The sequence below is a fragment of the Dyella subtropica genome, from assembly GCF_026283965.1.
In the GTDB taxonomy this organism is placed as follows: domain Bacteria; phylum Pseudomonadota; class Gammaproteobacteria; order Xanthomonadales; family Rhodanobacteraceae; genus Dyella_D; species Dyella_D subtropica.
Genome location: NZ_JAPDPD010000035.1, coordinates 1 through 23,191 on the forward strand (window position 1 = coordinate 1; position 23,191 = coordinate 23,191).

The 23,191-nt window shown below is 61.4% G+C and carries 21 protein-coding genes; 11 read left to right on the forward strand and 10 right to left on the reverse strand.

The features are described 5' to 3' along the window. The 4 genes from OUZ45_RS20370 to OUZ45_RS20385 form a co-directional block, all read left to right on the forward strand. The coding region (locus tag OUZ45_RS20370) for a hypothetical protein (protein ID WP_266172167.1) at positions 1–374 on the forward strand (374 nt) is incomplete at its 5' end. 63 nt (positions 375–437) lie between these two features. Further along, positions 438–980 (forward strand): hypothetical protein, encoded by a 543-nt coding sequence (locus tag OUZ45_RS20375; protein WP_266172168.1) that lies wholly within the window; start codon positions 438–440, stop codon positions 978–980. A 73-nt stretch (positions 981–1,053) separates the two neighbouring features. Then, positions 1,054–1,512 carry a VOC family protein gene (locus OUZ45_RS20380; protein WP_266172169.1) on the forward strand — a complete coding sequence of 153 codons (459 nt, stop codon included), beginning with the start codon at positions 1,054–1,056 and terminating at the stop codon, positions 1,510–1,512. A 109-nt stretch (positions 1,513–1,621) separates the two neighbouring features. Continuing rightward, positions 1,622–2,206 (forward strand): GNAT family N-acetyltransferase, encoded by a 585-nt coding sequence (locus OUZ45_RS20385; RefSeq protein WP_266172170.1) that lies wholly within the window; start codon positions 1,622–1,624, stop codon positions 2,204–2,206. Between the two features lie 116 nt (positions 2,207–2,322). Here OUZ45_RS20385 and OUZ45_RS20390 read toward each other — a convergent pair whose 3' ends face one another. Continuing rightward, complete coding sequence (locus OUZ45_RS20390) at positions 2,323–3,207, reverse strand: LysR family transcriptional regulator (protein ID WP_266172171.1); 885 nt, start codon at positions 3,205–3,207, stop codon at positions 2,323–2,325. A gap of 98 nt (positions 3,208–3,305) precedes the next feature. On the opposite strand from OUZ45_RS20390, the gene OUZ45_RS20395 reads away from it, so the two are divergent. The 3 genes from OUZ45_RS20395 (at position 3,306) to OUZ45_RS20405 (ending at position 5,330) form a co-directional block, all read left to right on the forward strand. Further along, complete coding sequence (locus OUZ45_RS20395) at positions 3,306–4,178, forward strand: pirin family protein (protein ID WP_266172172.1); 873 nt, start codon at positions 3,306–3,308, stop codon at positions 4,176–4,178. Positions 4,179–4,243: 65 nt separating this feature from the next. Then, the gene (locus OUZ45_RS20400; RefSeq protein ID WP_266172173.1) at positions 4,244–4,690 is read left to right on the forward strand and encodes a DoxX family protein; all 447 of its coding nucleotides are present in this window, start codon (positions 4,244–4,246) and stop codon (positions 4,688–4,690) included. Further along, a complete protein-coding gene (locus OUZ45_RS20405) occupies positions 4,650–5,330 on the forward strand; it encodes an NADPH-dependent F420 reductase (RefSeq protein ID WP_425601724.1) in 681 nt (226 codons plus the stop codon). The genes OUZ45_RS20400 and OUZ45_RS20405 overlap by 41 nt, the downstream gene beginning before the upstream one ends. Before the next feature lie 79 nt (positions 5,331–5,409). Here the strand turns inward: OUZ45_RS20405 and OUZ45_RS20410 are convergent, their stop codons facing one another. From OUZ45_RS20410 to OUZ45_RS20425, 4 genes are all read right to left on the reverse strand, one after another. Beyond that, entirely contained in the window at positions 5,410–5,817 is a 408-nt protein-coding gene (locus OUZ45_RS20410) for a hypothetical protein (RefSeq protein WP_266172175.1), read from the reverse strand. 434 nt (positions 5,818–6,251) lie between these two features. Next, positions 6,252–7,733 carry a MocR-like pyridoxine biosynthesis transcription factor PdxR gene (gene pdxR, locus OUZ45_RS20415; protein WP_266172176.1) on the reverse strand — a complete coding sequence of 494 codons (1,482 nt, stop codon included), beginning with the start codon at positions 7,731–7,733 and terminating at the stop codon, positions 6,252–6,254. Positions 7,734–7,772: 39 nt separating this feature from the next. Next, positions 7,773–10,169, reverse strand: a complete 2,397-nt coding sequence (gene pbpC, locus OUZ45_RS20420; RefSeq protein ID WP_266172177.1) for a penicillin-binding protein 1C — start codon at positions 10,167–10,169, stop codon at positions 7,773–7,775. Positions 10,170–10,449: 280 nt separating this feature from the next. Beyond that, positions 10,450–15,441: an alpha-2-macroglobulin family protein gene (locus tag OUZ45_RS20425; protein ID WP_266172178.1), complete on the reverse strand. Its 4,992-nt coding sequence runs from the start codon at positions 15,439–15,441 to the stop codon at positions 10,450–10,452. Positions 15,442–15,523: 82 nt separating this feature from the next. On the opposite strand from OUZ45_RS20425, the gene OUZ45_RS20430 reads away from it, so the two are divergent. Next, on the forward strand, positions 15,524–16,057 hold the full coding sequence (locus OUZ45_RS20430; RefSeq protein WP_266172179.1) for a hypothetical protein: 534 nt from the start codon (positions 15,524–15,526) through the stop codon (positions 16,055–16,057). 43 nt (positions 16,058–16,100) lie between these two features. Here the strand turns inward: OUZ45_RS20430 and OUZ45_RS20435 are convergent, their stop codons facing one another. From OUZ45_RS20435 to OUZ45_RS20445, 3 genes are all read right to left on the reverse strand, one after another. Beyond that, the gene (locus OUZ45_RS20435) at positions 16,101–16,727 is read right to left on the reverse strand and encodes a hypothetical protein (protein ID WP_266172180.1); all 627 of its coding nucleotides are present in this window, start codon (positions 16,725–16,727) and stop codon (positions 16,101–16,103) included. Positions 16,728–16,933: 206 nt separating this feature from the next. After that, the gene (locus OUZ45_RS20440; protein WP_266172181.1) at positions 16,934–17,533 is read right to left on the reverse strand and encodes a hypothetical protein; all 600 of its coding nucleotides are present in this window, start codon (positions 17,531–17,533) and stop codon (positions 16,934–16,936) included. A gap of 51 nt (positions 17,534–17,584) precedes the next feature. After that, a complete protein-coding gene (locus OUZ45_RS20445; protein WP_266172182.1) occupies positions 17,585–18,196 on the reverse strand; it encodes a hypothetical protein in 612 nt (203 codons plus the stop codon). Positions 18,197–18,447: 251 nt separating this feature from the next. Here OUZ45_RS20445 and OUZ45_RS20450 point away from each other — a divergent pair, with 251 nt between their 5' ends. The 3 genes from OUZ45_RS20450 to OUZ45_RS20460 all read left to right on the forward strand — a co-directional run bounded on the left by OUZ45_RS20450 (position 18,448) and on the right by OUZ45_RS20460 (position 21,594). Further along, positions 18,448–19,215 (forward strand): hypothetical protein, encoded by a 768-nt coding sequence (locus tag OUZ45_RS20450; protein ID WP_266172183.1) that lies wholly within the window; start codon positions 18,448–18,450, stop codon positions 19,213–19,215. Positions 19,216–19,571: 356 nt separating this feature from the next. After that, positions 19,572–20,015 (forward strand): lysozyme inhibitor LprI family protein, encoded by a 444-nt coding sequence (locus OUZ45_RS20455; protein ID WP_266172184.1) that lies wholly within the window; start codon positions 19,572–19,574, stop codon positions 20,013–20,015. 28 nt (positions 20,016–20,043) lie between these two features. Next, on the forward strand, positions 20,044–21,594 hold the full coding sequence (locus OUZ45_RS20460; protein WP_266172185.1) for a peptidoglycan-binding domain-containing protein: 1,551 nt from the start codon (positions 20,044–20,046) through the stop codon (positions 21,592–21,594). 241 nt (positions 21,595–21,835) lie between these two features. On the opposite strand, the gene OUZ45_RS20465 is transcribed toward OUZ45_RS20460, so the two are convergent. Further along, positions 21,836–22,309, reverse strand: coding sequence for a GNAT family N-acetyltransferase (locus tag OUZ45_RS20465; RefSeq protein ID WP_266172186.1), 474 nt, complete (start codon positions 22,307–22,309; stop codon positions 21,836–21,838). Positions 22,310–22,950: 641 nt separating this feature from the next. Then, the coding region (locus OUZ45_RS20470) for a hypothetical protein (RefSeq protein WP_266172187.1) at positions 22,951–23,191 on the reverse strand (241 nt) is incomplete at its 5' end.

A 23,191-nucleotide genomic window follows, 5' to 3' on the forward strand; every position in this document is an offset into this window, starting at 1 on the left:
CATTCTTGCAAAAACAAAGCCCAGGCTCGGAGACCGCCATGAACGGGACGATATCAGTGAACGAAGCGATTGACCGGCTGGCTTGGGAGCCGGGCGCGGTCGTCGCGGTCAGCGGGATACTCAGTTTCGAGTTTGAAGATGTCTCGCTGAATCACTTTCCGATTTCTGAGCGCCGAGAGGGTTATGGCTCGTCTGTCTGGTTGAGTGCCGGAACTGGCAGCATCCAGCTGAACGAGCAGGCGCTAAAGCGTTGGCATGGAAAGAGGGCTGTAGTGACCGGAACAATTCATGGACCGAACGCCGGGTTTGGCGGTTGCGGTCACATGTCGTTGTATGCGGCGGACTTGCTGGTTGCGTCAATCGATCGCCCGTAACCGCTCATGTCCGCTTTCGACCCGGAGCAGACATAAGCGCGGGGCGTGACAAGGGAGAGGAATATGTTCCGCAGGTTGCATGGATTTGTTTTGCTCGCTGTCATTGGGCTTCAGATTTCGGCAGCCTTTGCGCAGGCGCCTTCCTCCAAAGCAGCAACGCAGCCATGTGACGAGGCCTGCCAACAGAAAAAATTGGATGCGCTTTTCAAGGCCATGGATGAGGCGGAAACTTCGCGACGCCCGAAGCCAAGCAATTCGGCGGACTGCTCTGCTTACGATGGGCATGACCTTCCAGACGTCCTCTTGGATGTCTGCGCCAAGCTCAAATACGTCCGGTCGCTTCCTCCTGGGGAGGCCTCCCGCTTTTCTTGCCCCCACGACAACGTCTCACTTGTTGGGGCTTCAGCGCACCGGATTGTCTCCGTCTGGGGTGGGCCGGACTTCGTGCAAGACAGTTCACCGCCTGGCCGCGCTAAGAATGACGGCCAGTGGACTTACTTTTTGGGAAGTGCCAAACCGGGATGGGTCGGCGGCGGATTTGCTGAATTGACCCTTTCTTTGGTTGATGGCGTCGTGCGAAAGGTCGACTGCAGACTCGCGCGGTAACATCCGCTTCCAACCCGAAGCAGACACGCCAGCGGTCAGAATGGGACAAGCCACACTAACTGGGAGAATTTGGATGGAGCGGCGATCGATTTTCCTGCTATGTCTAACCGTGCTTTCAATAGCCGGCTTTGCGACGGCGACGGCCGCGTCCGCACCTCCAGCCGGACACATCACCGGTGTCGGCGGAATCTTTTTCAAGGCGAAGGATCCCAAGGCTCTCGCGGCGTGGTATCGCGATCTCCTTGGCATGCCTGTGGAAGTCTGGGGAGGCGCGGCTCTCCGCTATGACGCGCCAAAGCACCCTCCCGCGCTGGCATGGAATGCGTTTCCCGCGGCTACGAAGTACTTCGCGCCATCGACGAGTGGATTGATGATCGACTACGCCGTGGATGATATGGATGCGTTGCTCGTGCGGTTGCGATCCAAGGGTGTCACGGTTCTTAAGCGTGACGACAGCGACCCAAACGGCCGCTTTGCCTGGATTTTGGATCCCGAAGGAAACAAGGTCGAGCTCTGGGAGCCCAAGCGCTAGTTTCGCTAAGGTCCGCTTCCGGCCCGATAGCGGACCTTCCGGCACTCTTTCCGGAAAGGCAAAGACCATAGTCCAATATCGGCCTTCCCATCCAAGTGACCGATATTCGATGAGCGACTTTCCAAACCTCGAAACCGAACGCCTGCTTTTGCGTGAGATGGTGGCGTCGGACGCGCCGGATGTATTTGCCATTCACGGTGACAAGTTGGCGATGCGCTGGTTTGGCTCGGACCCGCTCACCTCCATGGAAGAAGCGCAGAAGCTGATTGAAGCATTCGCGGGATGGCGACAACTCCCAAGCCCCGGAACGCGCTGGGGTATTCAACGAAAAGCCGATCTCCGGTTCCTTGGCTCGTGCGGCCTCTTCAAGTGGAACCGCCCATGGAAAAGTTGCGCCATTGGGTACGAACTTGCTTCCTTCGCCCAGGGGGAGGGTTTTATGTTTGAAGCGCTATCTACCATTTTGGATTGGGGCTTCGAAAACATGGGGCTCAACCGAGTTGAAGCGCAGGTTCATCCGGAAAACCTCGCGTCCACGAGGCTTCTTTCGAAACTCGGTTTCGTGCAGGAAGGCTGCATGCGTGAGGCAGGGTTCTGGCACGGAAATCATTATGACTTGCAACAGTTTGCACTTCTCCGCCGGGACTTCATGATTCAACGCTCATCCGAGGAGCGCATGGCGATCGGGCGCTGAAGGCAGTTGGTCCGCTTGCGACCCAATACAGGTACTCCCGACAGGCGCACTATCTTTGCATCCGCTATGCCGTCCCGTGGTGGGCATGGCGATGCCGTCAATAGATCGACACGTCGTCAGAATCGCAATTGCGAGATGAAGGCGCGGCCAGTCGGCCCGGGAAGCGCGTCCTTGCGATAGACCACGTGCATAGGGAGAAACGTCTCGCGCGGGAGCCCCTCGACTTTGATCTTCACCAGGGTCCCCGCGTCGAGGTCCTTCTTGACCATGTGCAACGGCATATGACCCCAGCCCAAGCCTGCGTTCAAAAACGCGTGCTTCGCACCAAGGTCGGCGAGGCGCCAGGTTAGTGGCGAGAGCACGCCGAAGGTTCTGCCATCGGAGAGCGGCGTGCGATCGGTCAGCACCAGCTGTACCTGCTTTTCGATGAGCTTCTTGCTGATGGCGCCTTTGTGCTTCGCCAGCGGGTGTGACGGCGCCACCACGGTGACCATGGGGAGGTCGATCAGCGGTTCCGATGCGAGCTCATCCGGTATCACCGGCAGCGAGCCCACGATGCCGATGCGGCACACGCCATCCATCACCGGTTGGATCACGCCGCCCAGAGCCTCCACGTAGACGCGCAAGGGCGTGTTGGGGAAGAACTCGCGGCAATAGCCGGCGGCGCGCGTGAGCCCATCCATGGGATACATCACGTCGACCGCTACCGAAAGCTCGGGCTCCAGGCCTTCTTTCATCGAGCGAGCGCGGGCCTTGAAGCCGTCCATTTGATCGGCCACGCCACGCGCTTCGGTGAGCAGCGCCACTCCCGCTTCCGTCAGCTTGGGATAGCGCTCGCTGCGATCGAACAGCGTGACGCCTAATTGTGCTTCGAGATTCAGCAGCGTCTGGCTCACCACCGATTGCGCGCGGTGCAGCTTTCGGCCTGCGGCGGAAAAACTGCCTTCTTCCGCCGCGGCAATGAAGGTGCGGAGCTGGTCCAGCGTGACGGCGTCGAGCATATATATCGTCCAAAGCGATGGATTGCATCGAAATATATAGGCTATTCGGATGCATGGACAAGGCCTAGCCTTTCTCCACCACAGACGAGGACGCCCCCATGAACGCTGTTGCTTCCTTCCTATCGCAACCCGAACCGACCGCCGGACTCCTGGCCAAGCCGCGCAAGATCCGCACAGTCACCACCGGTTATCACCACGGCCCCATCACCCGCCTGGTCAGCCCTTCCGATCTCGGCCAGTGGATCAAGCCCTTTGTCTTTCTGGATGCCGGTGTTCTGCCGTCATCGGACGCCCCCTTGTTCGGCATCCACCCGCATTCGGGTATCGCCACGTTGACGGCGGTGCTGACGGGTCGCGTGGCCTATGAAGACACCACCGGCAAGCAGGGCGAAGTAGCCACTGGCGGCTTGGAGTGGATGAGGGCAGCAGGTGGTGTGTGGCACGACGGTCATGTCGTCGGTAACACGCCCGTGGAGTTCTTCCAGCTCTGGGTGACACTGCCGCCGGATCAGGAAAACGGTACCCCGGAAAGCCAGAACATCGCGCCGGAAGAGGTCCCCACCGCGGGGCCGGCGCGGGTACTGCTCGGGCACTACCAGGGCGCGAACAGCCCGATCCGCTCTCCCGCCGGCATCACCTATCTGCATGTGCGCCTGAAGGCGGGCGAGCACTGGCGCTTTCAGCCGAACCCGAACGAGACCGTGGCCTGGATGGCACTGCATCAGGGCACGACAACCGTGCCCGAGGGCCTCAACGCGGGCGACCTGGTCATCTTCGAAGAAGCCGAGCAGGCCATCGACGTCGTTGCACATGACGACGTGTCCTTCGTACTCGGCGCCGCCGTGAAGCATCCGTATCCCTTGGTGACGGGCAAGTACTCCGTCCATACCAACGCTCGCGCTCTCGCCGAAGGCGAGGCGGAGATCGCAAGTATCGGCCGCCAGCTGCGTGCCGTGGGCCGCCTGAAGTAAGTCCTACCTGTCCATCCCCATCTGTCCATCCCCATCACTCATCCATCCCAAAGAGAGAATCCATCATGAGCGCTAACATCGAAACCGCCACCTACTCATCGTCGATCGACAACGCACAAGCCGCGTCGAGCCTCACCCTCAAGAGCACGACGGAACTGCTCGGCCGCGTACTGATCGTTGGCTTGTTCCTGCTTTCCGGCGTGGGCAAGATCGGCGCCTATACCGCCACGGCTGGCTACATGACTTCCGTCGGCGTACCCAGCGCCGTGCTTCCGCTGGTGATCGCCACCGAAGTACTGGGTTCGCTCGCCATCATGCTTGGCTGGAAGACCCGCGTCGTTTCGTTCCTGATGGCGGGCTTCACTCTGCTGACCGGCGTCCTGTTCCACAACCACTTCGCCGATCAGATCCAGATGATCATGTTCATGAAGAACGTGTCGATCGCCGGCGCCTTCCTGCTGCTCACCGTCAATGGCGCAGGGCCGATCAGCCTCGATAACAAGTCGCGCTGATCCCACGCATCCATCCCATCGATCGTTCATCAGGAGACATCTCATGAGCTACGCCATCATCGGATCGGGCGCCATCGGCGGCGCCCTCGCCAAACAGTTCGCACGCAGCAAGATCAAGGCCGTCATCACCAATCGCCGCGGTCCTGCTTCACTGGAAGATGCAGTGCAAGCCTTCGCTCCCACCGTAAGCGCCACGGAAACCACCGACGCACTGGATGCGGAAGTGATCATCCTCGCCGTCCCGTTCGGGGCGGTGGGGGAGATCGCCAAGTCGCGCAGCGACTGGTCCGGCAAGATCGTGGTGGATGCCACTAACGCGATCGAGTTTCCCGCCTTCAAGCCGATGGATCTTGGCGGGCGACCCTCCAGTCAGGTGGTGGCTGCGCAATTCAACGGAGCCAAGGTCGTCAAAGCGTTCAATACGCTGCCGGCCGCGGTGCTCGCGGATGAGCCGCGCCGGAGCGAGGGCAACCGCACGATCTTCGTTTCAGGCGACCACGCCGATGCCAACGAGCAGGTCGCATCGCTCGCTGCCTCGCTTGGCTTCAGTCCCATCACCTTGGGTCGCCTTGAAGAAGGCGGTCTGTTGCAACAGTTCGGCGGGCCGCTGGCGGTGCACAGCCTGATCAAGCAGCGCTGAGCGGAACAGGGTCAGGTTCACTGTCTTGCGATAGATAAGTGAACCTGGCCCTTCGTACGGATCAGGCGCCCGAACGCGATCACTTAAGCCGTGTCAGGTCAGCTTTGAACGCGGTTGCCCATGTTTTGCCGCCGTCCCGCGAGTAGGCAATCTCAAAGCGATGAGCGTTGGCCGTGATGTCAGACCAAACTCCGCGTACCAGAACCGTGCGGCCCTTATAAGCAGTCGTGCCGAACAGCTCGCCCTTACCGTCGTGGAAGCCTCCGATGGTCGGGGCCTCAACCTCCCCCGAGTCGCTGTCGATGTAAGTTTGGCTCCATTGCCCGGCCTTGGCGTTATAGACAAAGAGTGTGGCGCCTTCCCAATGTCCATTGGGTCCGTCGGCCTCGATTTCCTCAAGCCACGCGCGGCCATTCCAAATCGCCCGCGCTGTCTTGGTACCGTCCATGATCACCGTGTGAGTGCCGCCATCGAACGGATCGAGCACTTGCGTAGCATGTGTATGCCAAACCCCGCGAGCGAAGTCGAAATCATGGGAGCCATCCCGAGGCGACTCGGCCCTTGCGCTCAAAGACGCGCATGCAAGAACACCGGCCATCATGACTCCACGTAACAGCTGTCTCCACATCATCGCGCTCTCCGTATATGTAAGCCCGGGATGAGACTTTAGGGAAACCTTGCAGCGCCAGAGGGGCCACTCGGAGAAATTTAGGGTGGGCCACTTGGCCGGATGCGAAGTTGGTCGGCTTCTGATGCTGAGGTATCCCTTCGTTTTGAGTCGTCATTCCGGCGCAGGCCGGAATCCAGTTCCAATAAGCCGTGCGAAGCACACAGAAAGTGCTTTTGAGTGCTTCGCACGGCACTTCTACTGGATTCCGGCCTGCGCCGGAATGACAACCAAAACACGCTCGCCGCACACGACTAGAGCACGCGCCGTAACGCCTTTAGTCCCTGCTCTATATCCTTGAGGTCAACGGCCCCGTAACCGAAAACCAGGCCTTCCGATGTGGGTGCATCGAAAAAATAGCGCTCGAACGAATGCAAATGCACGTTTGACTCCAGCAATTTTGCGGTGACTCTTTCGAGGCGCTTGGGTGCCGTCGAAAACGCCGCCACATGCATTCCGTAATGCGACTGCATCGGTGCCAGCTCTCCTGAGAAGTCCGACTGGAGGATCTCCCCTATGAGATCTCGTCGCTTCTTATATACGTCACGCAGCCTTCGCACGTGCCGCGCCAGATGCCCATCCGCGATGAAACGGGCAACCGCCATTTGCGTCAAAGTCGGGCAATGCCAATCGAGACAGTTCTTCGCCGTAGTCAGCGCCGGCATGGCCCACTGCGGTGCCACGACGAATCCCAGCCGCAGTGCGGGGAGCATGCACTTGGAGAAGGTGCCTACGTAGAACACGTCATCCGCGGTCGCCTTGGATCGCAGCGCCTGCAGTGGCGTGCCGTCGTAACGAAACTCTCCGTCGTAATCGTCTTCAACGATGACTGCCCCATGCTTGCGAGCAAAGTCGAGCAGTGCTGCCCGCCGCTGCGCGGACATGGATACGCCGAGCGGAAATTGGTGCGAAGGACATACGCAGACGATCCGCACGGAGTCCGGCAACGCGTCGACCACCAACCCTTGCGCGTCGACCGGTACTGGCACGACCTTGGCGCCGGCAGCGAGAAATGCCGCGCGCATCGGTGGGTAGCCTGGATCTTCCATGGCGACCGTTGTAACCCCAGGGGTTACCAGTACACGGGCGAGCATATCGAAAGCCTGCTGTGCACCGGCGGTCACCAGCACATCGTCGGGCTCGCACACGACCGCGCGCGAGATGCCGATGTGCGTCGCGATAGCTGCCCTCAGCGGGAAATGACCTTGATTGCCCTGCGGACTCTTGAAGGCGGGAGGCTTCAATTCCATGCGCCGGAGCTGTTTGGCACTGACCCGACGAAATACTTCAAAGGGGAACAATCGTGGATCGACCAACGCGGGCCGAAAATCCAGGAATGCGGCCGTGCTTGGCGCCCTTGTAGGCTGACCGTCGTGCCAGAAGCTAAGTGTCCGGGCGAGCTCTGGCTGCAACCACAGCGAATTCAGACGTGGATCGGGCGTTTGCCGTGTCGGGAAGCGTTCGCGCGTCGGACGACTTTGCTTCGGTGCCACATACGTTCCCGACCCTCGCTGGGACCGTACCAACCCCTCGATCGCCAGCCTTGCATAAACCCGAGCAACCGTGTTTCTCGATACACCAAAAAACACAGCCGACTGACGCTCACCCGGAAGTTTGGCATCGGGAACCAACCGACCATCAAGGATGGCGGCGCGCAATTGCGCGTAGACGGAGTCTGCCGATCGGCGGCTTCCTCTAGGCGGGGGGTCAAACGCAATTTCGAACAGACGACTCATACCCTCCCCATCATTCGCCACAACTCTTTCCTCCGAAGCTTATCCCCGCGGCTTCTCGACTGTAACGGCGATATGCGCATAAGCGCCGTTGCGTGACAACGCGGTGATCTGGTGTTCGCCCGGTTGCGGCAGCGCGATGAGCATGCCGGCGCTGCCCACACTGCTGCCTTGCAGGCGTCCGTCGAGCAGCCATTGCACTTCGTCAGTCGTGCCCAGTGCCTGCAAGGTGATGTGTAACGGTTGTTTGCTGTTCGGTGCCTGACGCAAGGTGGCGCCGCTGCTGATGCCGGCGATGCGGATGGGGTTGGCGACATCCAGCGAATCGGCCGGACAGCCAGGCATCAACGGCGGCAATGCGGATGCGGCGGCGTCATCCGCACGCAACCAAGGCGCCGCGAGCGCTGGCCAACGCGCCAGTTCGATCGTGTGTTCGCTCTTGCCGTGACAGGTGGCACTCAGGCGCCGGCCCAGCTGATCCACGCGTAGCGTCAGCAGGCCGCCAGTCCACGCCGTCAGGTCACGCTCGGCAAAGGTCGGTGGCAAGGCGGCATCCAGGCTCCACGCCGTGCGCTTTTGGCGGCACAGAGGGGCCGGCGTGCTTGCGGCCGTGCCGCCGAGGGGCCAGCAAACATCCACGGCGCGCACGCTGCCGGGTTGTGCCATGTGGGGGTGATCGTGCGTCACCGGCAGCATGCGGGCAACGTCGAACATCAGTGGTAGCGCGGTTACTGCTCCGTATTGCCCCGGCGACGGCGTGCCGTCGGGGCGACCTATCCACACGCCGAACGTCCAGTCATCGGTGACGCCGATCGCCCATGCGTCACGGTAGCCGTAGCTGGTGCCGGTCTTCCAGGCGACGGCGGCGTGGGCGTTGATCGTGCCATCGAGCGGCGCGCCTTCGACGTCGGCCGGGTTGTTCGCCATGATGTCGCGGATGATCCATGCCGCACCCGGTGAAAGCAGGCGTCGTTGTTGCAGTAGCTGTTGCGGCGTGTAGCGCGGGGTACCGGCGATACCGCCGTTGGCAAAGGCGGTATAGGCGCCCACCAGGCTTTCCAGTCGCGTGGCGGCGCCGCCAAGAATGATCGAGAGATTCGGTTGCGCGCCATCGGGTAGCCCGAGATCGATACCGCCGTTGGCCAATCGCGCGACAAAGCGTTTGGGCCCTACGCGATCGAGCACATCCACCGCGGGTACGTTGAGTGAGCGCTGCAGCGCCTCGGCGACGCTGACCGGCCCGTTGAATGTTTCATCGAAATTGCCAGGTCGGTAGCCACCGAAATCCTGCGGCGCATCGACCAGCAAGCTCTGCGATGTGATGAGTCCATCGTCGAGCGCCAAGCCGTAGAGAAAGGGCTTTAGCGTGGAACCTGGCGAGCGCGGTGCCCGTACCATGTCGACGTGGCCTAGCCGGTGCGGGTCGGCGAATTCGGCGGTGCCGACATAGACGCGCGCTTCGAGCGTGGCATTGTCGACCACCAGCACAGCGGCAGACGTGCGCGGTGGCAGGCGGGATAGATAGTCGCTGACGCGATCTTCCATCGCGCGTTGCAGGTTGGCATCGATGGTGGTGACGATGCGACGCGCTTGTGGTTGTTGCTGATGCAGGCGCTCCGCCAGCAAGGCGGCATCCAGCGGTGCGCGCAAGGAGCGCGCAACGACGGGTTCGACTTCGGCATCGCGAATATCGGCCGCGCTCCATAGGCCCTGATCGCGCATGCGCTGCAAGACTTTGTCACGCGCGCGCCGTGCGGCTTCGGCGTGACGATCAGGCCGGAGCAGGCTGGGCGATTGCGGCAGCACGGCAAGCAGCGCCGCTTCGGCGTGCGAGAGTTGGCTGGCGGGTTTGCCGAGATAGGCCCATGACGCCGCCTCGACACCCTGGATCGGGCCGCCGAACGGTGCATGGTTGAGGTAAAGGTCGAGGATCTGCGCCTTGCTCAGATGCGCTTCGAGTTGCAACGCGCGGAACATCTGCACGAGCTTGCCGCCGAAGGTATGCGGGATCGGTGTGATGATGCGCGCCACCTGCATCGTCAAGGTGGAACCACCGGAGACGATGTGCCCATGGCGCAATCCGCCCGCGACGCCGCGTAGCAGCGCATAGGGATTGATGCCGGGATGGCGGTAGAACCAGCGATCCTCGTAAGTCAGCAGTGCCTTGAGGTAGAGCGGTGATACCTGTTGCGCCGTGGTCGGATAGCGCCATACGCCATCGCTGTCGGCGAACGCGCGCAATGGCGTGCCATCGCGTGCCAGCACCACGGTGCTGCCGGTATCCGGCCCCGGTAGCTGCAGTGGAAATAGGCGATCGAGCGCGAACGCCATGAGAAGCCATGCGCATAGACCGATCAGCAACGCGCGCAGCCATCGGCGTGCACGTGTGGATGGCGAGTGGCTTTTGACGGGCGATGGGTGGGATGGATCAGGAGTCATGTCACTTCACTACTTATCACGCCACACGGCCTGATTAGCGTCGAATCTCAGCTTGCGAGCTGTTTGCTCCCTCCCTTGCTTGCGACGCAAAGCTAGTCCCGTGGGACAGGGGAGGGCTGGGGAGGGGTAAGCCCTTGAGAAAGCGTTTCGGGTGGGGCTTTCTCAAGTGCTCACCCCCTCCCGGCCTCCCCCTGCAAGCAAGGGGAGGAGAAAACCGCGTCTGCTGAGATTCGACGCTAATCAGGGCCGCACGGAGGGTTCCCGTGTGACGCGGCCTGAGTCACGGCTCGCTCACCGTCAGCTTCGCCGTCGGGACGGCACCGATCCCGCGAACCGCCGGCCGGTACATGTCTTCTACCAGCGGCGGCGGCACGACATACGTACCTGGCGTCACGGCACGCACCAGGTAGAACACGTGCGCGGCCCTGCCCCGCTGCAACTTCAACGCGGCGGCGTAGCGGTCATCACGGTATTCCTCGTGCACGATCTCGGCAGCGCCAGTGTGCTGGTCGAGACCGATGCCGTCGATCACGACACCCTCCCATTGCTGCGCGCCACCGAGGTTGAGGTTCTCCACTTCGAGCCCACCGGGCAACAGGTCCGTGACCAGCGCATCGGGCATGTTCATGCGGGCCTCGATGGTCAGCTCGACGATCAGGGTGTCGCCTTCGAGGAGCTTGTCACCCTCCCACGGCTTGCCATCGGTGGTGAAGTAGCTGCGCCGAACATCGATCTGACTCGCATCGGCAGCCGGCGCTTTCTGCGGAATGCCAGCGACATCCAGCGTCGCGAATACAGCCGCTTTGCTACCCGGCTGCACGGTGATGCCGCCGGCTACCTCGGCCGGCGTGAACTCACGTGTCCAGATGAACTTGTCGGCCGGCACCTGCTCCGTCTTGCCGCCGATGCTCAGCGTTGCGGCCAGCGGTGCATTGTTGGCGGCGTCGAACGCGTGGGCTACGCGAGCGATGGCCACTTGCTCCTGCGTGCTGAGATAGGACCATGACCAGTGGTAGTAGGGGATCTTCTCCTGCATGGCGCGTACGTTGGCCGTGGCGTTACGTGCCCAGTCGATCAGCTTGGCGTCGTATTCCGGCTTGTTCAGGCCGTAGGTGTGGGTGAGCGCCACCATGACGCCAAAGTCGCGTAGATCCGAGCCGTAGTCGCCCATATACCAGGGGCGCTCCTTGGTCCAGGCGAACGCTTCGGCGATCGCCTTCTGCGCGCGCTCGTTATCGCCCATCAGCTTCAGTGCGACGCCCAGGTGCACCAGCGGCAGTGGGCCAACCAGCTTTTGCCGATCGTTGTCGAAGATCGCCCGCAGGGTACCCAGCGGTGCGCGGTTCACGCGTGCCAGTACGAAGCCGGAATAGGCTTCGTCGGCGATGCGCAGGTGATCGTGCTGCTCATAGCTGTGATAGGGATGGCCGCCGGCCAGCAAGTCGTCGTTGAGCCGTTGCAGCGACTTCTGCAGTACGTCCTGGGGCACCGCGAAACCGGCGTCACGCGCGTCGAGCATGAAGTCGACGACGTAGGGTGTCATAAAGGTTTCGATGGGGCTGGTGCCACCCCAGAAGCTGAAGTGCCCGTTGCTGGCCTGGAAGGAAGCAATGCGCGCAAGCGCACTCTCCACCGCGGCCTGCCGCGATGCATCGCCCAATCCTGGCAGACCCAGCGTCTTCGCCGTTTTCTCATCCATGTACAGCGCGGCGTAACCCTTGCTGGTGGTCTGCTCGATGCAGCCGTAGGGATACGACAGGAGTGTGCGCAGTGCGGTGCTGTAGGGCAGCGGCGGCAGCGTACTCAGCGTGAGTTGAGTTCGAACCGTTGCCGGAACCAGCCCGGTCATCAGCGACCCATCCAGGCGGGCCGGCTTGCCGTCTTCCATGGCCATCGGCACGGTCTTGACCTCTTCCGGCCATGCGTTGCGCACGGCAAATTCGAAATGCCGGTCGACTTGGTAGTCGTTGAGCTCCGCATGGATGTCGAGTTTGGCGACAGCGACACCGGCACCCGCCGTGACCGGCATGATCAGTGTCGTACTGCTGCCATCCTTCAGCGGCACGCTGCGGGTGGCATTGTCGACCTTGATCAGGCCGTCGGCCTTCACGCTGACCTTGGCCACGCCATCCTTGCCCGACAGGTTTTTGAGATCCAGGCTGATCTGCGCCTTGTCGCCAGCGGCCATCACGCGCGGCGTGCTGGGCTCGACCACCAACGGTGCGCGCACCGTGATGTTGCCTTCGGCGTTGCCAAAGCGCTGATCGGTGTAGGCCAGCGCGGCCAGTCGCAGGCTGCCGTTGAAGTCCGGCACGTCGACATGCAGGGTCGCCTTGCCGTGCGCATCGAACGCGACCGGGCCGGCGAACAGATCGACAATCTGCACTTTCGGATTCAGGCGCGCCGCATGCGGCAGCGCCTTGCCGCTCAAGTCGCCGCCGTAGCGGAGCTTTGCCTTGGCACCATCCATCGCTTCGATGATGCGGCTGTAGAGATCGTAGGCTTCAACGCTCAAGGCGCGCTTGGAGAACATCCATGTCCACGCATCCGGCACGGGATAGTTGGTGATGTTGAGCACCCCTTTGTCCACCGCCGAGAGCGTGACGTAGGCGTGCTGGCCGGAGAGGCCATCGGCCTGCACGGTGACGTCGAGCGGATGACCTGGCCGCATCATCGCCGGTGCGTTGAGCTTGAGCGGCATGCGCCGGTCGTTGCGATCCATCGTCACGTGCTCGATACCCATGGCGCGTGCCGGCGTGGTTTTCTCGGTGGCATCGCCACCGCGGAACACCAAGGCGACGACATGCACGTCGTGGCGCTCCCACTCCTGGGTGACGGGGATCTCGAACGTGGCGCCCGCCTTCGCCTCGATAGTGCGCGTGTACAGCAGGTGGTCGGATTCGACCAACAGCACGCCGGCGCCATCGTGAGGCGGGGTGACCGTGACCTTCATGGTATCGCCGGCACGGTAGCGTGCTTTGTCCAACGCCAGCTTCACCTTGTCCGGGCGCGCTTCCTTGCCCATGTTCTCGTCTTCCCAGCTGTAGCCGGCGAAGAACGGATAGACCGTGGTCAGCTTGGACTCGGGGTCGTACACCTCCAGACGATAACCGCCCCATTCGACCGGAAAATCGACGTGTACGCGCTGACCCGCGCCCACGTCGATGTCTTTCTCTTCGATCAGCTGCAGATCCACATTGGCGTTGGATTTCCATTCGTCGCCATGCTCGTACAACCAATAGAAATTACGGATCTCGCGCTGCATCCGCACCTTGAGGTGCGAGCCCGCCACCAGCTTGCCGTCCAGGTTGGCGCGGAGGATCTCGAACGCCGCACGCCCTTCGCTTTGCGCACCTTGCTTGGGATCGAACAGCGGACGCACGCCGACCAGCGCGGGCGCCGGCCAATAGACCTTGTTCAACAAGCGTGTCACCGAGCGACCGCCGGTCTCGTACACGCTGCCCGAGAGCGTGACGGTCAACGGAGCCACCGGCTTCACGTCATCGGGAAGGGCGACCTCCTGCTCCAGATGACCTTTTTCATCGAGCTTGGTATCGACGACGTCGTCGGCACGCTTGGGCAGATCGACCAGTGGATTGCCGAAGAAGGTATCGGGCAGCGAGGGCAGCGGATGCACCTCCGGCTTCACCAACAGCTTGGCTGTAAAGCGATTGCCATCGGCGGGTGCGCCATAGAGGTAGCTGGAGGTCACGTTGAGCTTGAGCGGTTCGTCCGGGACGAGCCGTGCCTGCGGGCTCGACAAGTCCACCTTCAGCCGCTCCGGAAGGAATTCCTCGACATGAAAGGGAAAGGCCTGCACCGCGTCCTTGCTGCTGGGGTCCAGGCGAAATTCGAGCTGCCACAAACCCGTGGGCGCATCGCCGGGAATCAGCTGATTGAGTTCGAAATAATTGAGGTCGCGGGGTTCCAGTCGCGTGTCGACCAGGTTGCGTCCATCCGGCTGTTTCAGCCGCACGAACAGCGGCTGCGCCTTCATCGGCTTGCCATCGTAGTCGCGCAATAGCGCCGAAGCGCGCAACGTTTCGCCGGGTCGATACAAGTCGCGTCCCGACCATGCAAACACTTCGAAAGGCGCCTGGCGACGGCCCGTGATGTCGAAGTTGGAAATATCCAGCGCGGGTCGATTGAACGGTAGCACCGACACGTCCTTGCCGTGCCGTGCGATCAACACGTCTGACGGCTCCACCTTGTAGGCGATCAACGCGTTGCCATCGCCATCAGTGGTGGCCTTCAACTTTGCTTTGCCGCTCGCGTCGTCGACCTCTACCTCCACGCCACTGACCGGTGAGCCATCGTGCAGCGAAGCGACATGCAGCAGGGCGTTGTCGCGATACACGCGCAGATGCAGGCCCAGGTCACTGACAAAGAAGATCGCCGAGTCATAGCCGCCAGCGAAGGTGCCGCCCTTCTTCAACACCGCCATGTAGACGCCGGGCTGCGCGAGCTGCGGCACATCCTGCACGGGGATATAGGTGATGGCGCGTTCGTTGTCCCCTCCACCCAGCGTGTAGTGGTTGGCATAGACGGATTCGCCCATATCGGTGAGCGGGCGCTTCTCGCGATCGCCGTGTTCACACCGATCCCACCGGTTGATCTCGTGTTCGAGTTCGTAGTTGGCCCGGTGCTTGTTGGTGGGATAGGCGCAGAACAAGTCCGAGAGCACATCGTCGCGCACGCGGAAAAACTCGATGTCGGCGTCATGCACATTCATCGACACCAACGGCAATCCACGCGAGCCGCGGGCTGGCAGCACGCTGCCCATCGACGCAAAACCTACCGCCGCCGGCAGGTTCCCGGAGTAAACGTCTCGCTTGATTTCGCCGCCCAGCGTGTGACCGTCCGCAGCCAGCAAGCCGGCATGCAGAAGTACGGCGTAGTGCTGATTGGCAGACACGAACGGGAAGACCAGCGTCTTGCCATCCTCCTGCAGGTTCCAGCTGCCATTGACCGTTTCACCTTCCGGTCCGGTCACGGCAATCTGCTGGTCGAATGATTGAGCCGAGGCCAGCGGCGCGCTGAAATGCAAGGCGATCGCGCTCCGCGAATCGCTTGTCTGCGAATTGGCCGTCAGCAGCGAGAACGCCTGTGTAGCAGCCGTATGCGCGGTGGAACTGCTCGATGCCGGCGCGCCCTGCAGCGCGGGCTTGCCATTGTCGTGGCGACCGCACGCGCTGAGAAGACAAACCAGCAGGCACAAACCAAGGCCAACCCTGCCACCGCGGACGCGGTAGCCCACAGACATGCTTGTCATACAATCTCCCCTCAGATTAACGACAAGTCTCTCATGTGTTTATGGCCGCCTTGAGGCGGCGGCATGGCGCCTTGAGTACTCCATGTCGACGCGCGGCCAAAGCAAGGCGTATCGTCCCTGCCCTCCCCCGCATCAGGTTCCCCATGTCAACGAAGATGACCTTTCCCCAAGCGGGCTTCCTGAGTCATCTGGAGCTTCTTGGCGGCGCTACTCCCTTGGCCGCGGGCGCACCGCTGCCCCGCTGCTTGCCCCCATGCTTTTGGATTCGAAGGGGGCCGGGGAGCTCACGAAAGCCGGTGATTGCCTGATCCAGCTGCTAAGGGCCAAAAAGGCAACACTGCAGGCGGCATTCGACACGGCGCTGGTGGCCGACGAGCTGCGGCGCTACCAGAAGTTCGCCAAGCCAGGCCAGCCATCACCCCATATTGTCCAGCTGCGGCAGCAGCAGGCCGCCGCTCGACAAGCCTCTAGTCTGTCGAAGCAGTCGTACATCAAGGCTGCCGCTGCGTTCGTGCGCAGTGCCGGTATCGAGGTTCCACCGCGGGTGACGCTTGAGGTATTCATCACCCACTGGATCGATGCCAACGTGCCGAAGGACTTTGTTCCGGCGGCATAGCGAGGCTGGGGCGTATGTGTGCGTTCCGCTGGGCGAGCCGGACTTAACTGCCTTCACTCCCCTTAACCCGCGTATCCGTCGCGACCCAATTCACTTCCCAGGTCTTGCCGCCATCGTCAGAGAACGCCTGTTCGAAGTGGCACGAGTCCGGTGTGATCTCCGAGATGACGAATCGAACCAGAATGGTTCGGTCGTTGAAGGTTTCCTGGTCGATGAATTCGCCGCGCCCGTTCTTGAACTCACCGATGGTGGGTACGCTCAAGCTGCCACCTTTGCTGCTGGCACCGTTGAGGCTCCATTGGCGGGCTTGTGGGTTGTACAGACGCAGGGATAGCAGTTCGAGATGCCCGGCTGGGCCGTCGGCCTCGAGTTCCACCAGATTGGCGCGGCCATCCCAAACCTTGCGGACGACGGTGGTGCCTTCATAGGTGGCCCATTCATGTGAGCTGGTCAAGGGATGGAGGAGCCGCTTCAGATGCGTTTTCCACGTGCCGATTTCGAAGTCGAAATCGTGCTGGCCATCGCCGCTCTTGGCAGCAGCGCTGGGTTGGGAGGGTTTGAGAGGGGCCACTTCGCCAGCGCTGGTCTGTGCGTCTACGCAACTAGGGCAGAACGTCAAACCTGCAGCGCAGAGTGCGCATATCAGAGCGATGTTCCTGCGCGCCATCATGTTTCGTCCTCACGCTGATATCGGGTCAACTGACTAGTGTCGAATCTCAGCTTGCGAGCTGTTTGCTCCCTCCCTTGCTTGCGACGCAAAGCTAGTCCCGTGGGACAGGGGAGGAGAAAACCGCGCCAGCTGAGATTCAGCGCTAATCAAGTCGGGTCATGCACCAAACCATCCGGATGCGTCATTGGCGCTTCACGCCAATGGGCTTACGCCATCCGCGTGTAGTGCATCACCCAGTTGGTCTCCCACGTCTTGCCGCCATCGGGAGAAAAAGCCTGTTCCCATTGGCAGGTCGTGGGCGTGATGGGCGTAAACAGGCCACGCACCTTGATCGGTTTGTTATCGAAGGTGTCGTCTGAGAGGAAGGTGCCGACCCCGTTGACGAACTGGCCCATGCCGGGTGCATCGATCGTTGTGGGATTGCGTCCGTCGAGATACCAGTCCGCCCAGCGGTTGGTCTTGGCGTCGTAGGCGCGAAGACCCATACCACGATAGGTGCCACCCGAGCGGTTCACCACGCTCTCATTGAGGTTGACGATGCCGCCGAGCAGCGATTGGCATGTGCTGGTGCCGTCAAACTCTTCCCATTCATGGTTGCCGGTCAGCCGCTCCTTCAGCCGGCGATGCTTGACGTGCCAGCGGCCAAGGAAGAAGTCGAAGTCGTGTTCCGGGCCCGTGCCGCCGGCCGTCGGTTTCGCAACGCCCTCGGCGAAGACCCCATCGGCATGGCCCAGCGCCATCAGGGCGGGAATGGCCGCGAGCGACCATTGCATGATGCGGCGGCGATCAGGATTGTCGGTCTGCATGGTTTCGCCTGGGGGATAGGGGAAAGGGAAGTTAGGCAAGGTGGCCGTGACTCAACCCGTCTTGGTGAAGTAGGCGATCCAATTGGTCTCCCACGTCTTGCCGCCATCGGGCGAGTACGCTTGCTCCCACTGCAGCGTGGTGGGGGTGATGTTCAACCACTTGAAGCGCACCTTGATCGGCTTTCCATTAAAGGTGTCATCCGAATAAAAGGTGCCGACGCCGTTTTCGAACGCGCCCACCACGGGGATGTCGATCTTGGTTGGGTCGTTTCCATCGAGCCACCAGATCGACCATCGCTGCGATTTGGGATCGAAGGCGCGCAGCGTGACGCCGTGACGGGTCGTACCGTCCGGCATGGTGAAGCGGTTCTCGGTCATATTGCCGTGGCCATCGAGCAATGGCCGGACAACCTGAGTGCCTTCGAACTCGATCCATTCTTTACTGCCCGCGAGTCGCTCCTTCAAACGGCGTTGCCGCGAATGCCAGGTACCAAAGAACAGGTCGAAGTCGTGGACGTGATCGTAGGCTGCGACCGCGGGTTTCGCAGGGACCTCGCCGGCGGGCGTGGCGTGGACTGTCATGGCGAGCAAGCACGCGATGCCGACACTTGCGAGCACACCCATTCGCGCGTGGCGGCGCGACTTCGAAGAAGAAGCGATCATTCGAATGCCTTCGTCTGGAGATTCGCCGAGAAGGTGCACTCAATCAGGCCGGGCCGGAAGGGCCATTTATGCGGCGCGCATTGGGCCACTTGAAGCTAGGTTTGCGCCAGGCATGGCGGGCACTTGTAGGTTGAACTTGAGGTGGCAAGCGCCGACGCCCCATTCCTATCACTACGGCGTAGCAGCCATTAACCCCAAAGCCATCCCCCTACGTTGAATACTTCATCGACAACGCAAGCGGGGGAGATGCAGTGCAGGCAAACGAAAGAAAGCGCTTCGCCATATTCGGCGCGTGGATCGCGGCATGGATCACGCTCATGGATGCGAACGCATGCAGTCCAGTCTTTTACGTTCCCCACGGCTTCTACGTAGCCCGGGGACCAGAGGTGCCCGCCGCGACGGCCGTTATCCACCTTCCCGCTAACGCGCTCGGCCCCTTGTATACCGATGCCCGGAATGGCGTCCCTCATCGCCCCCTAGCCAGGCAATTCCGATTGGTCGATTTGGCCACCGGGAGGCGATTGCGCGTGCGCATCGGTGACGCACCTGGCATGTCGGAAATCGGCGGCGTTTATCGGATCGAGCCCGAGGGCGGCTTTGCCGCGGGACACGCGTACGCGTTAAGCACCATGGGGAAGCATGAATCCAATTCGCCATTTCATCCGTCACTTCGTCTGGAGATCGACGGCCCGATGGCTTGGCCACCAACAACCGGTGCCATCCGTATCGGGTCTAAGCGCGGCACTTTCGGCGAAACCTCATACGACATGATCGGCCCTGCATTCGACTCCAGCATCGAGCCATACCGCGACCAAGTCACCACCACGCTCAGCGCTTCACCGATGCCATCGATGATGGAGATGGTTCCGATACCGTGCGATCGCTGGGACAGCCTCACGTTTCGGCCCAACGCTTCGTGCCACACCGTCACCGCCAACGTGCGCTTCCCTGCGTTATCCGATGTCGTAGCGGTGGTGTCGGGGCCCAGCCGCCCGAGTTGTCCGCGCGTGGGACACTGAAGCGCCTGGATCGCACGCGCGATGTCTTTCCGGCATCTGATCATGGCCGCCTTAGGCCGTGAGCGGCCATCTTCCGAGCCAAGGGCGCCCCACACCTTATGAAGAGAGGGCGCGTGCACCCGCTTATTGGCAGGTGGAGAACTTGAACGACTCCAGACTCCGAACGATGACCGGCATCTACACCTTATGGAAAAGAGTGAAGCCGTTCAGTCACTTGAGCGGCCAGATGCGATCCAATATGTTGGCCCCTCGCCGCACCTTTCCGGCCAAGGGGTCCCCGCGCTGCCCAACCCTGCCAAGGCCACTGGCCTGACGCTCACGGCAATCGCAAGGAACGTACATACAGGAGTTGCATCATGAACATCGTCAAGACGCTCGCCATCACCTTCGCCCTTCTCGGCTACGGAGCCGGGGCCATTGCGGCCGAGAGCACGAGCCAGGTCATCAAGCACCAGGCACCTCGGGGCATCACAACCACGTTCTATGCCTGTATCGACAAGGCCGGCTCCGACACCGTCGCTACCGGTGCATGCCTGTCCGCCGAAAAGCAGACGCAGGACACCCGGCTGAACACCGCGTACAAGGCGCTGCTCGCCAAGCTCAAAGACAAGGCCAAAGACGAACTGATCGCTGCCGAGCGCGCCTGGCTGGATTTCCACCACAAGAACGGCGATTTCGAAGCCACGCTCTACGGCGATGCGTCCGTGGCCGATCTGCAGGTAACGCAGAACGAGATTTTCGGCCTCTGCGAACGCGCCAACGCCCTGGAAAAGTATTTGTCCATCGCGAACGACCAGTAATCACCCCATCATTTCACGGAGGAAGACCATGGCTGATCTCAATACGCACGACGCCAATTCGCTTGCCGGCGCCATCTACTTTGTCGTGGGGCGCGGCACCGAAGGCGGCCCGTCCTCGTATCACCTGTCCATCGCCGGCGTCACCGCCGGTACGTCCGACCCCAACTGGGGAAACGCGCACAAGATCGTGGCTGACAGCGGCTATTCGCTTGGCACCATCCAGGTCGATCTGGGCAAGCGCGGCACGTGGGCGCTGGGCTCCACCGACGGTGCCGCCCCGAAGCCCGGCGAAACCACCTATGTGGACGGCATCATCGACCAGGCCGCGAAATACGCCAAAGACCACAACCTCAAGTTCACCCACGACACGGCGCAACTTCGTACCGACCTGCTGAGCCACGGCAACGGCGAGCACCAACGCACCACGCTCACCTTCATCGACAAGGACACGCGCGACAGCATCAACGCATGGGCCTCCTCGGAAGACGGCCAGAAGTGGGTCCATAAAAACATGGACTATCCACAGATCAAGAATGCGACCCAGTCGGCGATGGATATGCTGGACAGGTACGGAAAGAACATTCCGGAAGATCGTCGCCTGGAGACCGTCGCCATTCTGGCGAAGACGGAGAACCAGATGCCGTCGCAGATGAAGAAGTTCGAACAGGTGATGAAGGACGGCGGCGACTATAACGCGGTGCTTGCCAAGGCCAACGAGATCAAGGGCAACTACGCTTACTACGATGGCCCCAAGGCCGCCGCTATCGCCGAGCAGTACAAGAACGCCTTCAAGAATCCGGAGACGGCCGCCGCGCTCGATCGCGCACAAGCCAAAGTCGGTGACGCGAACTTCGACCCGTCGAAGTCGGTTGGCGATCAGGACATCAAAGACGCTCTGAAAGCCATCGGACAGGGCGAGCGCTCGCGTGCGCCAGCTGGCAACGGTCCGCTTCGCGAGGGCTCGCACGGTGACAAGGTGAGCGCACTGCAGACCGATCTCGCGAAACTCGGTTTCACAGACGCGCACGGTCGCGCTCTGCATCCGGATGGCGACTTCGGCCCCGGAACGAAGGCTGCCGTCGAGAAGTTCCAGCGCACGCACAACATGACACCCGACGGGATCGTCGGTCCGAAAACGCTGGAGGCCATACAGAAGGCAGCACACCCGTCCCAGGTGAGCCTGGCCGACAGCCACAACCCCGGCAACGCCATGTACACCCAAGCGCTGCAGAACGTTCGCGCCATCGACGCGGCACGCGGCCGTGCCTCCGACCCTATGACCAACAACTTCGCAGGCTCGTTGGCGACGGCGGCTCGCACCGAAGGCCTTTCCCGCATCGATCACGTCGTACTGAGCGACGACGGAAAGCGCGCGTTTGCCGTACAGGGCGACCTGAACTCGCCATTTAAGCGTTTCGCAGAGGTGGATGTGGCCCAGGCCGTCGCCAAGCCTCTGGAACAAAGCAGCGCCGAGTTCCAGAAGGTCGCGCAGCAGCAGAGCCCGCAGCCGACGCATGCGCCACAGCAGCATCCGCCGCAGGCTCCTCAGCAACCGGAACCGCAGGGTACGCATCGATAGGAGCGCGTGTGCCGGGCAGGCGCCCGGCATCGCGTCAGTTCGTTTGGCCGCAAATGCCAAACACTGACGTGGTCACTTGATCGACCCGGATCTATGTGTGGTCCGTACGAACGGGGCCAGGTTCACTTACCCACCGCAAGAAATGAACCTGACCCTTTTCCGCGCAGGGTGGGACGAAGAGCACTCAAGACGCCATGCCAGCGGCCACTGTCGCAAGGCCGCATCTCCCTCGACTCAGGCGTTAACGCAAGTGTTTCTCGTAGCGCCAGACATCTAGTGGGTATTGCCCTTCCGGCGTGTCCAATTGACTGGTCATGACGCCCGCTCGTTGCCATCCATGTTTCTCATAAAACCTGATGGCGCGTTCGTTGCCAATAGCGCACGCGAGCCAGCCCGTTCCAGCGCCATTGGCGGCAAGTGTTGCCTCGGCGTCGGCTATCAGCGCTGCTGCCGTTCCAGAGCCGCGCGCATCGGCCGAGACATAGAGCTGATAGAGCTCGTCGTTTTTTACGATGCAAAATCCGGAGGGCTTCCCAACCGGTCCTGCGACTCGAACCTGCGCAAGCGCCGCATGAAGTCTTTGTGTAAAGCTCTCCAGTGTGCGAAGTCGGGCAAGCTCCGCAGGCAAAATTCGCGCATGAGCATCCTGCCACCCTTCGTACCAAAGCGTTGCCAGCGGGCTAATCTCTGCTTCGTTTGTCGATCTTATGTCCATGGTGTTTCCTGAAGTTCTCTCAGCAATCGCGGGCCATGCCCCCAACCTAAAAAACGCCGCGTCATTCTTGCCCGTCAGCCATCGATATCGCGAAAGACATTGGGTGGTGAATCATACGAACAGGGTCAGGTTCACTTACCCATCGCAAGATAGTGAACCTGACCCTGTTCCGCTCGCTACTGGTAGCCCAGCGCCTTCAAAACATGCAGATATGCGTACGCGCTGATTGGCGCCGTTAGTACGCACGCTACGTAATAGATTTTTGCGCCTTGCGAGAGCCGGTAGGACGTATCGAGAGCTTCCGGGGCGGCTCTGCCAAGAACTGCCCAGCGGAGCCCAATAAGGAAAGCTGGCATGGAGATGAGCAGCGACTTCCAAGAAAAGTAGATATGAGGATCGTGATCTAAGGCGCTGATGATGGTGAGGGCGCTGTATCCGATGCCCATCAACCCAACTGCACAGATAACCAAACCTAGCGGCCTACTGTCTGGTGGCTGGACTGGCGGCTTGGGTCTCTTGGCAAGGACCGCATTTCTCTCCGCCATCGCCTCGACTAATTCTTCTGGCGTCACTACTCAAGCTCCTCGACTACGGTTCCGTATTGGTGGGGACCTGCTTTGGGTCGAACGCAGATAACCGGGTCAGCTCCCCACGCGCCGCTTTCCGCGCAGGATCTGGGCGCACTGACGAAGGCCGAACATCAGGACGATTGCACTCACCGCACCGACTGCGACCTGCCAGAGTTCCAGACTTCGAAACGGTAATCCGACAAGAGCGACCAGCCCAAAGATGGTGAGCGAGCCGGCGATTAGCCAAAACACGGTAGTAGCGAGCTTGTCACCCATGCGGATATCCCCCGATCTGCTAGCGACAGCATACAAA

What these genes read in the sequence shown, in the direction of transcription:
- OUZ45_RS20425 (WP_266172178.1), bottom strand. Translation starts at nt 15,441, where the DNA reads ATGACAAGCATGTCTGTGGGCTACCGCGTCCGCGGTGGCAGGGTTGGC.
- OUZ45_RS20405 (WP_425601724.1), top strand. Translation starts at nt 4,650, where the DNA reads ATGGCGCAGGGCCGATCAGCCTCGATAACAAGTCGCGCTGATCCCACG.
- OUZ45_RS20460 (WP_266172185.1), top strand. Translation starts at nt 20,044, where the DNA reads ATGGCTGATCTCAATACGCACGACGCCAATTCGCTTGCCGGCGCCATC.
- OUZ45_RS20380 (WP_266172169.1), top strand. Translation starts at nt 1,054, where the DNA reads ATGGAGCGGCGATCGATTTTCCTGCTATGTCTAACCGTGCTTTCAATA.
- OUZ45_RS20455 (WP_266172184.1), top strand. Translation starts at nt 19,572, where the DNA reads ATGAACATCGTCAAGACGCTCGCCATCACCTTCGCCCTTCTCGGCTAC.
- pbpC (WP_266172177.1), bottom strand. Translation starts at nt 10,169, where the DNA reads ATGACTCCTGATCCATCCCACCCATCGCCCGTCAAAAGCCACTCGCCA.
- OUZ45_RS20400 (WP_266172173.1), top strand. Translation starts at nt 4,244, where the DNA reads ATGAGCGCTAACATCGAAACCGCCACCTACTCATCGTCGATCGACAAC.
- OUZ45_RS20430 (WP_266172179.1), top strand. Translation starts at nt 15,524, where the DNA reads ATGTCGACGCGCGGCCAAAGCAAGGCGTATCGTCCCTGCCCTCCCCCG.
- OUZ45_RS20395 (WP_266172172.1), top strand. Translation starts at nt 3,306, where the DNA reads ATGAACGCTGTTGCTTCCTTCCTATCGCAACCCGAACCGACCGCCGGA.
- OUZ45_RS20465 (WP_266172186.1), bottom strand. Translation starts at nt 22,309, where the DNA reads ATGGACATAAGATCGACAAACGAAGCAGAGATTAGCCCGCTGGCAACG.
- OUZ45_RS20390 (WP_266172171.1), bottom strand. Translation starts at nt 3,207, where the DNA reads ATGCTCGACGCCGTCACGCTGGACCAGCTCCGCACCTTCATTGCCGCG.
- OUZ45_RS20385 (WP_266172170.1), top strand. Translation starts at nt 1,622, where the DNA reads ATGAGCGACTTTCCAAACCTCGAAACCGAACGCCTGCTTTTGCGTGAG.
- OUZ45_RS20435 (WP_266172180.1), bottom strand. Translation starts at nt 16,727, where the DNA reads ATGATGGCGCGCAGGAACATCGCTCTGATATGCGCACTCTGCGCTGCA.
- pdxR (WP_266172176.1), bottom strand. Translation starts at nt 7,733, where the DNA reads ATGAGTCGTCTGTTCGAAATTGCGTTTGACCCCCCGCCTAGAGGAAGC.
- OUZ45_RS20375 (WP_266172168.1), top strand. Translation starts at nt 438, where the DNA reads ATGTTCCGCAGGTTGCATGGATTTGTTTTGCTCGCTGTCATTGGGCTT.
- OUZ45_RS20445 (WP_266172182.1), bottom strand. Translation starts at nt 18,196, where the DNA reads ATGATCGCTTCTTCTTCGAAGTCGCGCCGCCACGCGCGAATGGGTGTG.
- OUZ45_RS20440 (WP_266172181.1), bottom strand. Translation starts at nt 17,533, where the DNA reads ATGCAGACCGACAATCCTGATCGCCGCCGCATCATGCAATGGTCGCTC.